Source organism: Burkholderia sp. BCC1996, assembly GCF_905339955.1.
Taxonomy (GTDB): Bacteria; Pseudomonadota; Gammaproteobacteria; order Burkholderiales; family Burkholderiaceae; genus Burkholderia.
Genome location: NZ_CAJPHM010000021.1, coordinates 53,575 through 66,957 on the forward strand (window position 1 = coordinate 53,575; position 13,383 = coordinate 66,957).

At 63.9% G+C, this 13,383-nt stretch carries 10 protein-coding genes; 6 read left to right on the forward strand and 4 right to left on the reverse strand.

What is annotated here, in order from left to right:
* Positions 1-27 precede the first annotated feature (27 nt).
* The 4 genes from iolB to iolD form a co-directional block, all read right to left on the reverse strand.
* Positions 28-825, reverse strand: a complete 798-nt coding sequence (iolB, locus tag U4Z64_RS27250; protein ID WP_321821591.1) for a 5-deoxy-glucuronate isomerase — start codon at positions 823-825, stop codon at positions 28-30.
* Positions 822-2,744: a bifunctional 5-dehydro-2-deoxygluconokinase/5-dehydro-2-deoxyphosphogluconate aldolase gene (locus tag U4Z64_RS27255; RefSeq protein ID WP_321821644.1), complete on the reverse strand. Its 1,923-nt coding sequence runs from the start codon at positions 2,742-2,744 to the stop codon at positions 822-824. The genes iolB and U4Z64_RS27255 overlap by 4 nt, the downstream gene beginning before the upstream one ends.
* A gap of 74 nt (positions 2,745-2,818) precedes the next feature.
* A complete protein-coding gene (locus U4Z64_RS27260; protein WP_043179535.1) occupies positions 2,819-3,682 on the reverse strand; it encodes a sugar phosphate isomerase/epimerase family protein in 864 nt (287 codons plus the stop codon).
* A gap of 72 nt (positions 3,683-3,754) precedes the next feature.
* Complete coding sequence (gene iolD, locus U4Z64_RS27265) at positions 3,755-5,704, reverse strand: 3D-(3,5/4)-trihydroxycyclohexane-1,2-dione acylhydrolase (decyclizing) (RefSeq protein ID WP_415750604.1); 1,950 nt, start codon at positions 5,702-5,704, stop codon at positions 3,755-3,757.
* A gap of 571 nt (positions 5,705-6,275) precedes the next feature.
* Here iolD and U4Z64_RS27270 point away from each other — a divergent pair.
* The 6 genes from U4Z64_RS27270 (at position 6,276) to U4Z64_RS27295 (ending at position 13,362) form a co-directional block, all read left to right on the forward strand.
* Positions 6,276-7,295: a Gfo/Idh/MocA family oxidoreductase gene (locus tag U4Z64_RS27270; protein WP_321821593.1), complete on the forward strand. Its 1,020-nt coding sequence runs from the start codon at positions 6,276-6,278 to the stop codon at positions 7,293-7,295.
* Positions 7,264-8,319, forward strand: a complete 1,056-nt coding sequence (locus U4Z64_RS27275; RefSeq protein ID WP_321821594.1) for a sugar phosphate isomerase/epimerase — start codon at positions 7,264-7,266, stop codon at positions 8,317-8,319. Before U4Z64_RS27270 ends, U4Z64_RS27275 begins: the two co-directional genes overlap by 32 nt.
* A gap of 185 nt (positions 8,320-8,504) precedes the next feature.
* Positions 8,505-10,025, forward strand: coding sequence for a sugar ABC transporter ATP-binding protein (locus U4Z64_RS27280; protein WP_321821595.1), 1,521 nt, complete (start codon positions 8,505-8,507; stop codon positions 10,023-10,025).
* Positions 10,025-11,044 (forward strand): ABC transporter permease, encoded by a 1,020-nt coding sequence (locus U4Z64_RS27285; protein ID WP_321821596.1) that lies wholly within the window; start codon positions 10,025-10,027, stop codon positions 11,042-11,044. Before U4Z64_RS27280 ends, U4Z64_RS27285 begins: the two co-directional genes overlap by 1 nt.
* A 35-nt stretch (positions 11,045-11,079) precedes the next feature.
* Complete coding sequence (locus U4Z64_RS27290) at positions 11,080-12,075, forward strand: sugar ABC transporter substrate-binding protein (protein ID WP_321821597.1); 996 nt, start codon at positions 11,080-11,082, stop codon at positions 12,073-12,075.
* A 90-nt stretch (positions 12,076-12,165) separates the two neighbouring features.
* Positions 12,166-13,362, forward strand: coding sequence for a porin (locus U4Z64_RS27295; protein WP_321821598.1), 1,197 nt, complete (start codon positions 12,166-12,168; stop codon positions 13,360-13,362).
* Positions 13,363-13,383 lie beyond the last annotated feature (21 nt).

A 13,383-nucleotide genomic window follows, 5' to 3' on the forward strand; every position in this document is an offset into this window, starting at 1 on the left:
GCGGGGCTGGCGTCACTTCCAGGGCGACTATTTCGCCAGCATCCATTCATGCGCCGGATCGTTGCGGAAGTGCCAGACGCGCTTCGGTCCCGCCATCACGTTGAGGTAGTAGCTGCGATAGCCGTGCGGCGCGACCACCGGGTGGTAGCCTCGCGGCACCATCACCACGTCGTGGTTCTCGACCGCATAGGCTTCGTCGATGTCGCGCGAATCGGTGTAGACGCGCTGGAACGCGAACCCCTGCTCGGGGTCGAGCCGATGGTAGTAGGTCTCTTCCAGCACGCTTTCGACCGGGATTGCGTCGACGTCATGCTTATGCGGCGGATAGCTGGACGCGTGCCCGGCCGGCGTCACCACCTCGACCACCAGCAGCCCTTCCGCTGGTTCCGTTTGCGGAAGGATATCGCAGACGTAGCGAGTATTGGTGCCGCTGCCGCGCACCGATCGCGTGATCGACGCGGGCTCGATCAGGCGGGCTTCGTATCGGCCGGTGGCCGGCGCCGTGCAGAGCGCGATTTCGGCTGCGTCGACGGCATCGATCGACACGCTGCGGCCCGGCGGCACGTAGGCCGCATGGGGCGAGCGGTCCTCGAACACACTGCGTCGTCCGCCGACGTCGCGCCAGACCCGATCGCCGGTCGTGATCGTCACGGCGCCGGTCAGCACCACGATGCAGAGTTCGTCGTTGACGGTGTCGACCGCGAGTCGCTCCCCGGCGGCGAGCCGCTTGGCGGCGAAGCCGACGTGGCGCCAGCCGGCACTGGCCGGCGTGACGGTGACGATATCGCGCCCACTTGCGCGTCCCTTGATCAGCAGTTTGCTCATGCTGCCTCCTGTTGCGGGCGACCCTGGCGCCATAGGCGAATCAGCGTCTCGAACGACGAGCGCACGCGGCGGATCAGTTCTTCGTCGTCGATTCCGCCGGCGAACCAGGCGCGACTCGGCTCGTAGAAAATCGAGCGGCCGACTGTGAAGCCGCGGCAGGTTCGACTGGCGGCGGCATCGATGAAGCCTTGTGCGAGCGTGTCGAGCGGTGCGTTCAGGCCGAGCAGCACGACGCCGCGGCAATACGGGTCGCGCGCCTCGATCAGCGTGTCGATGCGGCGCCAGGTATCGGCCGGCATCGATTCGAGCTTCCACCAGTCGGGCTGGATGTCGAGATCGTAGAGGCGTTCCAGTGCGCGCACCACGACGTCCGCCGATGCAGGGCGATCCTTGGGCGGGATCACTTCCAGCAGCAGTTCGTGGCCGCTGACTGATACCGCCTGCTGGAGCGCCTGCAGTTGCGCTTCCTGTTCGAGTCGATGCTCGAGAGCATCGTCGGGATGATATTGAATGAGGCACTTCACGATATGCTCGCGCGGCCAGGAAATGAGCGCTGATCCCGTCGACCGTCCGTGTTCGAAGCGCAGCGGGTTCGAGCCCGGCAGTTCGACGGGGCGGCCGATCCACCAGTTGCGGCCGGTGGCGGTATTGAGTGCATCCTGTCCGAAGCGATCGTCGATCAGCACGGCCATCTTGCCTTGGCCGCCGATCTGGGCCTCGGTCTCGGCGACGGCTTCGACGAAGAGCTGCTTGAGCGTGCCGATCCGCTTTTCATCAGCACCGGCTTGCCGCGCCAGTTCCGCGAGCTGGTCGCGGTGGTCGAACGCAAAGCCGAGCACCTCGTCCCAAGACTTGCGGTTCGGGCTGACACGATGCAGGCGGTTCAGCGCGGGATCACGGTCGGGGCGGCTCATGCGGGCCGAATTCGTGAGGAAATAGTCAAGCTCGGCCGGCGTCGGCATGGCCGGCGCGCACGCATGGCGCGAGACCACCAGCGCGCCGCAAGCGTTGGCGTACGCGCAGCAGGTGGTTTCGTCCGCGCCGGTCAGCCAGCCCTTGAGAAAGCCGGAGATGAAGGCGTCGCCGGCGCCGAGCACGTTCAGCACCTCGACCTGCACGCCGGCGTGCAGGCGGCCGTCGTCGATGCTCGCCGGAATCGCGCCGTCGAGTATCGTGCAACCGAGCGGACCGCGCTTGACCACCAGGGTGGCGGGCGTCGCCTCGCGCACGACGCGCAGTGCAGCCATCAGGTCGTCATGGCCGCCGGCGATGCGGAACTCCTCTTCGGTGCCGACGATCAGGTCGAACATCGGCAGGATGCCGCCCAGGTGGTGGCTGACGCTGCCGTCCGCGATGAAGCGCGTTTCGCCGTCCGCCTTGCCGGTGAGGCCCCACAGCACGGGCCGGTAGTCGATGTCGAGCACCGTTCGCACGTCGTGACGTCGTGCGTATTCGAGCGCCTTCATGCTGGCGCGATGTACGCGCTCGGTCGAGAAATGCGTACCAGTGATCAGCAGGGCCCGGCTCGACGCGATGAACGACTCGTCGATGTCCTGCTCGTCGACTGCCATGTCGGCGCAATTCTCGCGATAGAACACCAGCGGAAACGTGTCGCGATCCTTGAGGCCGAGCAGGACCAGCGCGGTCAGGCGTTCGGGGTCGAGGCGGACCTGGCTGACGTCGCAGCCTTCCTGCTTGAGCGCGTCGAGGAGAAAGCGGCCCATGTGGTCGTTGCCGACTCGCGAAAGCATCGCCGATTTCAGCCCGAGCCGGGCCGTGCCGAAGGCAATGTTGGCGGACGAACCGCCGAGGTAGCGGGCGAAGCTGGTGACGTCCTCGAGGCGGGCGCCGACCTGTTGGCCGTAGAGATCGACGGCGAGCCGTCCCAGGCAGATCAGGTCGAACTGGCGTTCGGACATGAGCGTCGGTGTATGCACGATGGTTTCCTGTCGTCTTGAGTCTGAGCGGATGAGCGGTTGGGCGGTGCCGGATGTCAGGCGAGGCCGAGGCCGCGCTTGACGGTCTCCAGCATCATCCGGCTCGATTCGTCGGCCCGGTCTTCCCACGCGAACACGGCTACGGTCGCGATGCCGTCGAAGCCGATCTCGCGAACCTTCGAAAAGAACGTGTCCCAGTCAATTTCACCCTGGCCAATGTCGAGGTGCTGGTGCACGGTGGCCGTCACGCCGGGGGGATTGACGATATAGCGCAGGTTCGACGAGGCACGGTGGTTGTAGGTGTCGGCGATGATCAGGTGCGTGAGCTTCGGCTTCGCATACTCGAGCATCGCGGCGATGTCGCCCACGCCGTCGTCGTAGAAGTAGGTGTGCGGGACCGCGTACAGATAGTTGAGCCAGGGTTTGTCGAGGCCGCGGATGATGTCGACCGATTCGTTGTTGCGCTCGCAGAAATCGTAGGGATGCGCCTGGATGTCGAGGCTGATGTGCTCGCGTTCGAACACGGGCATCAGCTCCTCCATCGAGCGCATGAACTGGTTCTCGCTGGCGAGCGCATGATTGGACTGGCCGCTGAATTCGGTGTTCATCAACGGACACTCCATCTCGACCGCTACCTGGATCGCGCGCTTCCAGTTGCGCACCGCCGCCTCGCGCAGCGATTCGTCCGGACTGGCCCAGTGATACAGCGGCAGCAGCGACGACAACTGCACGCCGGTATCGAGCAGCGCAGCCTTGAATTCGCGAATGCGTGCCTTGTCGACCCGCGGGTATTTGTAGAACGGCAGGAAGTCTTCGCGTGGCGAGAGCTCGATATGGCTGTAGCCGAGCTCTGCGACTTTCTCGACCATCTTGGGCAGCGGCAGATGGCGGTACATGTAGGGGTCAAGTGCGATACGCATGTCGGTTCCTTGTGAGTGAGACGGAGTGCGGGCGGCAGGGCGCGCGCTCCGCGTCGGGTCGATTCGGTTGGGTCAGTAGCGGCGGGCGGTGGCGAGTGCGGCCTTCATGCGTTCGGCGGCGCGTTCGATACGCTCGCTGGTCGAGACTTCCGGCACGCCTACGTGCCACCAGGAGCCGTACTTGTGCACCATCGTCTTCGGCAAGACCTTGATGTCGATAAGGGTGGAAACGCGCTGCGTGCGGGCGTCATTGAGCGCGGCCTCCAGTTCCTCGATGCTGCGTGCCGTGTAGGTCTTGCAGCCGTAGGCCGCCGCATTGGCGGCGAAATCGACGGGCACGAAGACGCCGTCGAGCCGGCCCGTGTCGGCGTTGCGGTGCCGGAATTCGGTGCCGAAACTGCCCATCCCGTGTTCCATCTGCAGGTTGTTGATACAGCCGAAGGTCATGTTGTCGAACAGCAGGACGTTGATCTTGCGGCCTTCCTGTATCGAGGTGACGAGTTCCGAGTGCAGCATCATGTAGGAACCGTCGCCGACGAATGCAAACACGTCCTTGTCGGGCTGTGCGAGCTTGACGCCGAGTGCGGCGTTGACTTCGTAGCCCATGCAGGAATAGCCGTACTCGACGTGGTAGCTGTCCTCGCCTTTCGCGCGCCAGATGCGCTGCAGGTCGCCGGGAAGGCTGCCCGCGGCGGCGACCACCACGTCGTGTTCGGTCAGCTTGCGATCGAGCACGCCGAGCACGCGTGACTGGGTCAGCGACGAGCCGGTCACGCGTACGAATTCATCGAGTACCGCGCGGTCGAGGTGGTCGTCGATTTCCGGCACGAAGTGGTCGGTGCCATAGGTCACGGCAAACAGGCGTTCCTCTTCGGCGCGCAGGCGTGCGACCGCCTGCGCGATCTCCTCGCGATAACCATGCCGGTGGCCGGTCGGGTAGCCCGCCTCGTCCAGCGAGGCCCCGAGCGCGCTCAGGCCGGCCTTCGCATCGGCCTGAATCGACAGACCGTCGAGCTTGCCCGCATCGAAGCCGTTGACGTTGATGTTGACGAACCGCACCTCGGGATCCTGGAACAACCATTTCGACGCGGTCGTGAAATCGGTGTAGCGCGTGCCGACGCCGATCACGAGATCCGCACAGCGCGCGATCTCGTTGGCGGCCAGCGAGCCCGTTTCGCCGATGCCACCGAGATTGAGCGGATGGTCCCAGGGCAGCGCGCCCTTGCCGGCCTGCGTATGCGCGACCGGGATGTCGAAGCGCTCGGCGAAGCGGCGCAGCTCGGCGGCCGCGCCGGCGTAGCGTACGCCGCCGCCGCAGATCAGCAGCGGGCGCGTGGCCGGCGCGATAAGGGCGGCGGCGCGCGCGATCGATGCCGGCGCGGCGGGGCGGCGGTCGACGTAGTGCACGCGCTCGGCGAGGAAGGTTTCCGGGTAGTCGTAGGCCTGGGCCTGCACGTCCTGCGGCAGCGCCAGGACCACCGCGCCGGTTTCGGCAGGATCGGTCAGCACGCGCATCGCGTTGAGACACGCGCTCATCAGTTGCTCGGGGCGTGCGATGCGATCCCAGTATTTGCTGACCGGACGGAATGCATCGTTGGTGCTGATCGACAGGTCGTGCGTCTGCTCGATCTGCTGAAGCACCGGGTCAGGTTGGCGTCCGGCATGCACATCGCCCGGCAGTAACAACAGCGGAATGCGGTTGGCGCTGGCGGTCGCGGCAGCCGTCACCATGTTGGCCGCGCCCGGGCCGACCGAAGAAGTACATGCATAGATCTGCCGGCGGCGCCGTTGCTTGGCGAAGCCGATCGCCGCGTGCGCCATGCCCTGTTCGTTGCGGCCCTGATGCACGACGAGCCGGCCGGGATCCTGTTCGAGCGCCTGGCCAAGGCCCAATACGTTGCCGTGTCCGAAGATCGTGAAGATGCCCTTGACGAACTTGATGCGCTCGCCGTCGATCTCGACATACTGATTGTCGAGAAAGCGTACGAGTGCCTGCGCCATCGTTAGCCTGATATGACCCATGAATGATCCGTGCGGTGGAAAGGGATGAATGCAAGGAGGCGACGCGAAGCGATGTCGGCGCGATTTGCTCGCCTCATCGCCTCGCCTGCGAGCGCAAATGCGTAGCGGGCGGGGACGTGTCTCCAGCATTGTTTTCGCGACGCAGGCAAGGGCGGACCGGCTCGGTTCGTTGCGTGGACTGCGTCGCGTTCGTCCATAAATTAAGAGGTCAGGCGCGTGCCCATCAACAGAAAGATTGACCATTTATGGTCATCGCGTTGTTGCCGATTCGATGCCGCGCGCCCTGACCATTTATGGTCACGAATGTTGTTGCGGCGGCATTGCGCGTCTCTAAACTTCGATACCGAACTATCGAATGAGGTCTTGAGGCTTACGGTCCGAAACGTCCGTGAGAGAACCGATCGAGCCACCGGAGACATACAACCGACCCGTCCGCTTGCCACGCAAGCGCGCCGCTGGCCCTGAACATCTCTCCCGTATTCGCCTCGTTCGTTTGAACCTCTGCCGGTCGAGCAGCGCATGCAGTCAATTCGACCGGCAGATCAATTGAAAATACTTAGGAATTCGATATATGAGCAAGAAGCTTCGTATCGCTGTAGTCGGGGCCGGCCTGATGGGATCCGATCATGTCGAGCGCATTGCGCGCCGCATAGTCGGTGCCGAAGTCTCGGCCGTGGTCGATATCGATGCCGCCCGCGCCCGCACCGTCGCCGACAAGGCGCCAGGTGCCGTGGCGGTGCCGGGGATCGAGCAGGTCCTGGCCGATCGCCTGGCCGATGCGGTCGTCATTGCCACACCCGGCTTCCTTCATGAAGCCACGCTGCTTCAGGTGCTGTCCGAGGGGCTTCCGATCCTGTGCGAGAAGCCGCTGACGCCCGATGCGCAATCGTCCTGGCGGGTCGTCGAAGCCGAAGTGAAGCTCGGTCGGAAGTTGATTCAGGTTGGCTTCATGCGTCGTTTCGATGCCGAGTACCGGCAGTTGCGCGAGCTGATCGCCACGCGTCGGCTCGGCGAAACGCTGATGCTGCATTTCTCGCATCGCAACGCTGCCACGCCGGCGAGCTTTACGAGCCAGATGCTGGTGAACGATTCCGTGGTGCACGAGTTCGACGGCATCCGTTTCCTGACCGGCGAGGAAATCGCTTCAGTGCAGGTTCGCCTGGGCCGGCCTACGCGACACGCGCATCCGGGTCAACACGATCCGCAGCAGGTCTTGATCGAAACGGCGAGCGGCGTGCTGGCCGACGTCGAGATCTTCGTCAACGCGCGATTCGGCTATCAGGTCGCGACGCAGGCGGTGTTCGAGGACGGCATCGTCAACATCGGTAACGACGGTGGCCCGTACGTGCGCAGTGCCGGGCAGTGGGGCGGTGCGGTCACCCCGACCTTTGTCGAGCGTTTCGGCGCAGCGTTCGACCTCGAAGTGCAGACCTGGGTCGATGCCGCGCGCAATGGAACGATCGACGGTCCGTCCGCCTGGGATGGCTATGCGACGGCGGCCTGTTGCGAGGCGGGCGTAGCGGCCCAGCGCAGCGGCGAGAAAGTTGCCGTGGTGCTGAATGAAAAACCGGCGCTTTACCGCGACGCCTGACATCACGCGGATTCACCTTCCCGCGGCGCACCGGCAGGTTCGGGGGCGCCTGAGCACAACATCAATACATTTGGATAACACTATGAAACTTTCGTTCTGCACGGACAGCCTCGGCCACCTGCCATACGAAGCGATGCTCGACAAGCTGTGTGAAATGGGCGTCTTCGGCGTGGAAATGACCTCGGGCGGATGGTCGTCCGCGCCCCATCTCCGCACTGACGAACTGCTCGCCGACGCGAGCAAGCGCCGCGCGCTGCTTGCCGCGCTGGAAAGCCGTGGCATGGAAATCGCCGCGCTGAACGTGTCGGGCAATCCGCTCGATCCGGGCGAACTCGGCGCCAAGCACAAGGCAGACATGGAGAAGGCGATCCGCCTTGCCGGCGAACTCGGTATTCGCAAGATCGTCGCGATGAGCGGCCTGCCGCCGGCCAGCCCCGAGGATCGCGTGCCGAACTGGATCACCTATACGGTGAGCTGGCCGGCGACACTTAAGGGTTGTCTCGACTATCAATGGAACGGCGTTGCGATTCCGTACTGGAAATCGCTGGTCGCGCAGGCGCGCGAGTCGGGTGTCGAAAGGTTCGCGCTCGAAAACTTCAGCGCGATGCTGGTGTGGAATCCGGAAACGCTGTTCCGGTTGCGCGACGCGGTTGGCCCGATGATTGGTCTCAATCTCGATCCGAGCCACCTGATGTGGATGGGCGCCGACCCGATAGCGGCGGCACGCGCGCTCGGCGACGCAATCCATCACGTCCACGGCAAGGACGCGCGTCTCGAACGCGGGCTGGTGGACGTCAACGGTCTGCTCGAAACCAAGCCGGTGGAGGATGTCGGCCGGCGTGCCTGGAATTATGTGGCCGTCGGTTGCGGCAAGGATCTCCAGTGGTGGAAGGAGTTCTTCTCGGTGGTGCGCATGACTGGCTACAACGACTGGGTGTCCCTCGAGATGGAGGACCTGACGATGTCGGTCGAGGCAGGCATTGCCACCTCGATCGACGCATTGAAGCAGACCATCAGCCGCTAGGTCGACGCGATCCGGCCTGACCGGGCCGACTCACGCGGCGAGATCAAGAAACACAACGGAGACAGGCATGCACGGCGCCACCGGCGCGCGGCGGCGGGATCCCCCCCCCCCTGCCGCGGCGCTGCACGGGCGTATCGCTGGCATGCCATCGGGTCGGCCCAGGCCGGCCCACGAGGAGCAAGCACATGGATAGCGAAGAATCGCAATACGTGCTGGAGATGCAGGACGTCTCTAAGGCATTCCCGGGCGTGCTCGCACTCGACCGGGTCAGCCTCAGGGTGCGCGCGGGCACTACTCACGTGCTGGTCGGCGAAAATGGCGCTGGCAAATCGACGCTGATGAAGATCCTGTCCGGCGAGCATCGCGTCGATTCGGGCGAGGTCCGCTTCAAAGGTGCGCCGTATCGTCCCGCCGGCACCAAGGCCGCGCTCGAAACCGGCGTCGCGATGATCCACCAGGAATTGAGCCCGGTGCTCGACATGTCGATCGCCGAGAACATCTTTCTCGGGCGCGAGCCGACCTATTCGGCGTTCGGTGCGCTGTCGCGGCAGATGATCGATTTCAGGAGCATGGAACGCGATACTCAGGCGTTGCTCGACCGGCTCGGGCTCGATTATGCGCCCCGTCAGAAGATGCGCGAGCTCAGCGTGGCCGGCATGCAGCTGATCGAAATCGCCAAGGCGATCTCGCGGGGCGCATCGGTCGTCATCATGGACGAGCCGACTTCGGCGATCAGCGATACCGAGGTCGGCATGCTGTTCGAGCAGATCCGAGACCTGAAGGCGCGCGGTGTCGCGATCATCTACATCAGCCACAAGATGGACGAGATATTCCAGATCGCGGACGACATCACGATCATCCGCGACGGCCGCTATGTCGAGTCGGGCCCGGCCGACGAATACGACGAGAGTCGGCTCATCGCAGCGATGGTCGGTCGGCCGATCTCGAGCATTTTCCCGAAACTCGATGCGACGATCGGCGAGACCGTGCTCGAGGTCCGTAACGCCACGCGCCACGGCGTGTTCTCGGATATCGGCTTCAGCGTGCGACGTGGCGAGGTCGTCGGGCTGGCCGGACTGATCGGCGCGGGGCGCACGGAAGTGGTGCGCGCGATTTTCGGGCTCGATGCGCTCGACGAGGGCGAGATCGTGCTCGAAGGCGTGCCGTTGCGGATGAGGGGCAGCGATGCGGCGATCCGCAGTGGTATTGCGATGGTGTCCGAGGACCGCAAGGGCGAAGGGCTCGTGTTGTGCCGATCGGTGATGGAAAACATCTCGCTCGCGAACCTGAAGGGTTTCTCGCGGCGCGGCCTGCTCGACACGCGCCGCGAACGCAGCGAAGCGACGCGCATGCGCGAGATGCTGAAGATCAAGACCGCCGACCTGCAGACCGTCACCGGCAATCTCAGCGGCGGCAACCAGCAGAAGATCGCGATTGCGAAATGGCTGCTGCGCGACCTGAAGGTACTCATCCTCGATGAACCGACGCGCGGCATCGACGTCGGCGCGAAATCCGAAATTCACCGCCTGATGTCGCAATTCGCGCAGCAGGGGCTGGCCATCGTCATGATCTCGTCCGAACTGCCGGAGATTCTCGGCATGAGCGACCGCGTGATCGTGATGCGCGAGGGCAGGGTGGCCGGCGAACTGAGCCGGGGTGAGGCCTCGCAGGAACGAATCATGAAACTGGCAACCGGAGGTCAATGATGTTGAACAGCATGCAGGAAAATTCAATGCAGCCGCGCGCCGGCATCATGGCCTGGCTGAAGGGCGCGAGCCCGGCAGAGATTTACCGCAAGTACGGCACGATGCTGATCTTCATCGGCATCGTGGCGCTCGCTTCGCTGGTCAGCGATGCGTTCCTGACCGTTCCGAACCTCACCAACGTGTTGCGGCAGGTGGTGGTCGTCAGCCTGCTCGCATGTGGCGTAACCTTCATCATCATTCTCGGGCAGATCGACGTGTCGCTGGGCGCGGTCGTGGCCCTGACCGGCACGATTGCGGCGAGCGTAATGTCGCTTACCGGCAGTATCCCACTGGCAGTGGCGGCCGGGCTGGCGATGGGCGTGGTGGTCGGGTTCGTCAACGGCTTCATCGTCACGACCTTCGGCATTCCCTCGTTCATCACCACGCTCGCGATGACGACCGTGGCGCGTGGCGGCATCCTGCTCTATACCGGCGGCGCACCCATCAGCGACCTGGGCGACTTCGCCGTGATCGGCCAGGGTTCGGTCGGGCCGGTGCCGATCTCGGTAATGATCTTGATCGCCGTGCTCGCGGTGTCGTGGGTGCTGCTGAATCGCACGCGCTTCGGCCGCTATGTCTATGCAACCGGCGGCAACACGCGCGCCGCGCTGGCCTCCGGTATCAATACGCGACGCGTGACGACGATGGCTTTCGTCTACAGCGGTGTGCTGACCGCGATCGCCGGCATCGTGCTGATGTCGCGGATCAACTCGGGCCAACCGGCTGGCGGCGTCGGCTACGAGTTCGATGCGATCACGGCCGTGGTGGTAGGCGGGACCAGCCTGATGGGCGGGACCGGCACGATCATGGGCTCGATGATCGGATCGCTGATCATCGGCGTGATCAATAACATCCTCAACCTTCTGAACGTCAGCTCCTACTGGCAGCAGATCGCCAAGGGGCTGATCATCGCGGTCGCCGTGATTCTGGACGTCAAGACCAAGAACGGTCGCGGCAAGCGCGTACGGCGTCCGGCCTGAGATCGGAACCGGACGAGCCGGGTCTCCGGCGTGCGGTGAAGCAGCAAGCACAACACTTAAAGCAAGTCGATGTTCAACCCGCAGTAGGTCAGACAACAACGGAGGAGCATATGAAGGTTTGGAAACAAGCGGCGGTAGCGGTATTCGGGCTGGCCGCGCTGGCGACATCGGCCAGCGCGGCCGACAAGAAGTTCGTGATCGGCTATACGAATCTGGCAGACACCGACGTGTTCACGATGAGCCGGAAGACTGCCTTTGCCGACGCGGTCAAGGCGGACCCAGGCCTGATCGTGGTCTATACGGACGCAAACGGCGACGTGAGCCGCCAGCTCGACCAGATCGACAACTTCATCGCGCAGAAGGTCAACGTGATCATGATCGTGCCGGTCGACTATCGCGGCATCGTTCCCGGTGTCGAGCGTGCCAACAAGGCCGGCATCCCGGTGATCGCGCTCGGCATCCAGTCCGCTAGCGGCAAGTATACGTTCGTCGGTTCGAAGAACTACGATGCCGGCCGCCTGCAGGGCGAGTACTTCGACTCGGTTTTGCCGAAGAATGCGCAGATCCTCTACCTGCAGGGTACGCCGGGCCTTTACCACTCCAAGGAACGCTTGGCCGGCTTCGTGCAGACGCTGGCCAAGCGTCCGGACGTCAAGATCCTGTCGAACCTGCCGGCCGACTACGATCGCGCACAGGGCATGAAGGTCACCGAGGACTGGGTTCAGCGATATCCGAAATTCGATGCAATCGTCGCCGCGAACGACCAGATGGCGCTTGGCGCGCTGGAAGCGCTGAAGACGGCAGGGCGGCTCAAGGGTGTGGCGATCTCTGGCGTTGACGGGACCGCGGACGCGATGCGGGCGATCAAGTCCGGCGAGATGTCCCAGACCATCTTCCAGAACGCGAAGGGGCAGGCGCAGGCCGCATACCAGGTTGTCGAAACGCTCAAGAGCGGCAAGCCGGCTCCCGCCGAAGTGATCGTCCCGTTCGAATCCGTGACCCGCAGCAACGTAGGAAATTACCTGAAGTAGGGCAGGCAAGCCGGCGTGTAGCCCGATATGCGCCGGTGTATGAGGAACTAAAAAAACATCAATAGATTAGGTATGCAAAGGAGATTTTCTATGGAGACGAAATTGCTCAGATTCATGGCCGGTATGGCGCTGTGCGGCGTCACGGCATTCGCGCATGCGCAGAGCAGTGTTACGTTGTATGGAATCGTGGATAACGGCCTGCAGTACGAAACGGGTCTGCCCGGCGGCAACCGGCTGTCGGCCGAATCCGGCGGCTGGGGTGAATCGCGCTTCGGCATGCTCGGTAACGAGAACCTTGGCGGCGGCCTGCAGGCCACGTTCCGCCTGGAAGCGCGCCTGAACACGCTGAACGGCTCGGTGGCGAACGGTTCGTTCTTCGAGGGGCAGGCGACCGTGGGTTTGCGACACGACGCGTATGGTGCGATTCGTCTCGGCAATTTCGGGGCGAGCGAGCTGTTGCAGGATACCGGTGAGCTCGATCCGCAGCAGACCAAGAAATATTCGTTCGGCACGCTGGTACGCGGCCGGATGTTCCCGCAGGCCTCGAACGGCATCGAATATACATCGCCCGATTTCGGTGGTTTCACGGTGAAAGGTCAGTACAACCTCACCAATTCGACCAAATGGAATGCGGGTACGCCGGGCACGGCGCCGGGGCAACTGGGCACGGCCACTGGCCTGGGTAGCTCGCAAGGCCGGGCGGATGGCCTGAAGTTGCAGTACAAGGCGTCGAACCTCGAAGCGCAGCTGATCTATGACGAGATTCGCGATGGCAACGGCAAGTTCAGCAACGTCTATCTGGCCTCGCGCTCGATCTTCGCCGGGGCGTCATACGGAATCGGACCGGTGACGCTGTATGCGGGCTACGTCCACCTGAGCGCGCCGGACGCATCGAATGCCGGGTATTACGGAACGGGCACGCCGTCGGCACAGCCCGCCGGCGTTTCCTTGCCGACCACGGTCGACCAGGAGTGGTTCGGCGCGCAATGGGCCGTGACGCCGGCGACCGCCGTCATGGGTGCCGTGTATCACGCCAACGCCAATCACGGTAATGGCAACGGCACGCTGTATACGCTGTCCGGCATCTACTCGCTGTCGAAGCAGACGCGGCTTTATACGGAGTTCGGCTATCTGCGCAACAGCGCGACGTCGAATCTCGGGCTGAACGGCGGGACCTACGGGGCCAACAACGTGAACGATCCGGTCAACGGCAGCGCATCGAACCTGAATCCAGGCTATGGACGCAGCCAGTTCGGCGTGTTCGCGGGAATTGCCACGCAGTTCTGAAGCACTGTCCGGTGCAGGAAC

Coding starts and splice junctions, on each gene's coding strand:
- iolB (WP_321821591.1), bottom strand. CDS start 825: ATGAGCAAACTGCTGATCAAGGGACGCGCAAGTGGGCGCGATATCGTC.
- U4Z64_RS27255 (WP_321821644.1), bottom strand. CDS start 2,744: ATGTCCGAACGCCAGTTCGACCTGATCTGCCTGGGACGGCTCGCCGTC.
- U4Z64_RS27260 (WP_043179535.1), bottom strand. CDS start 3,682: ATGCGTATCGCACTTGACCCCTACATGTACCGCCATCTGCCGCTGCCC.
- iolD (WP_415750604.1), bottom strand. CDS start 5,704: ATGGGTCATATCAGGCTAACGATGGCGCAGGCACTCGTACGCTTTCTC.
- U4Z64_RS27270 (WP_321821593.1), top strand. CDS start 6,276: ATGAGCAAGAAGCTTCGTATCGCTGTAGTCGGGGCCGGCCTGATGGGA.
- U4Z64_RS27275 (WP_321821594.1), top strand. CDS start 7,264: ATGAAAAACCGGCGCTTTACCGCGACGCCTGACATCACGCGGATTCAC.
- U4Z64_RS27280 (WP_321821595.1), top strand. CDS start 8,505: ATGGATAGCGAAGAATCGCAATACGTGCTGGAGATGCAGGACGTCTCT.
- U4Z64_RS27285 (WP_321821596.1), top strand. CDS start 10,025: ATGTTGAACAGCATGCAGGAAAATTCAATGCAGCCGCGCGCCGGCATC.
- U4Z64_RS27295 (WP_321821598.1), top strand. CDS start 12,166: ATGGAGACGAAATTGCTCAGATTCATGGCCGGTATGGCGCTGTGCGGC.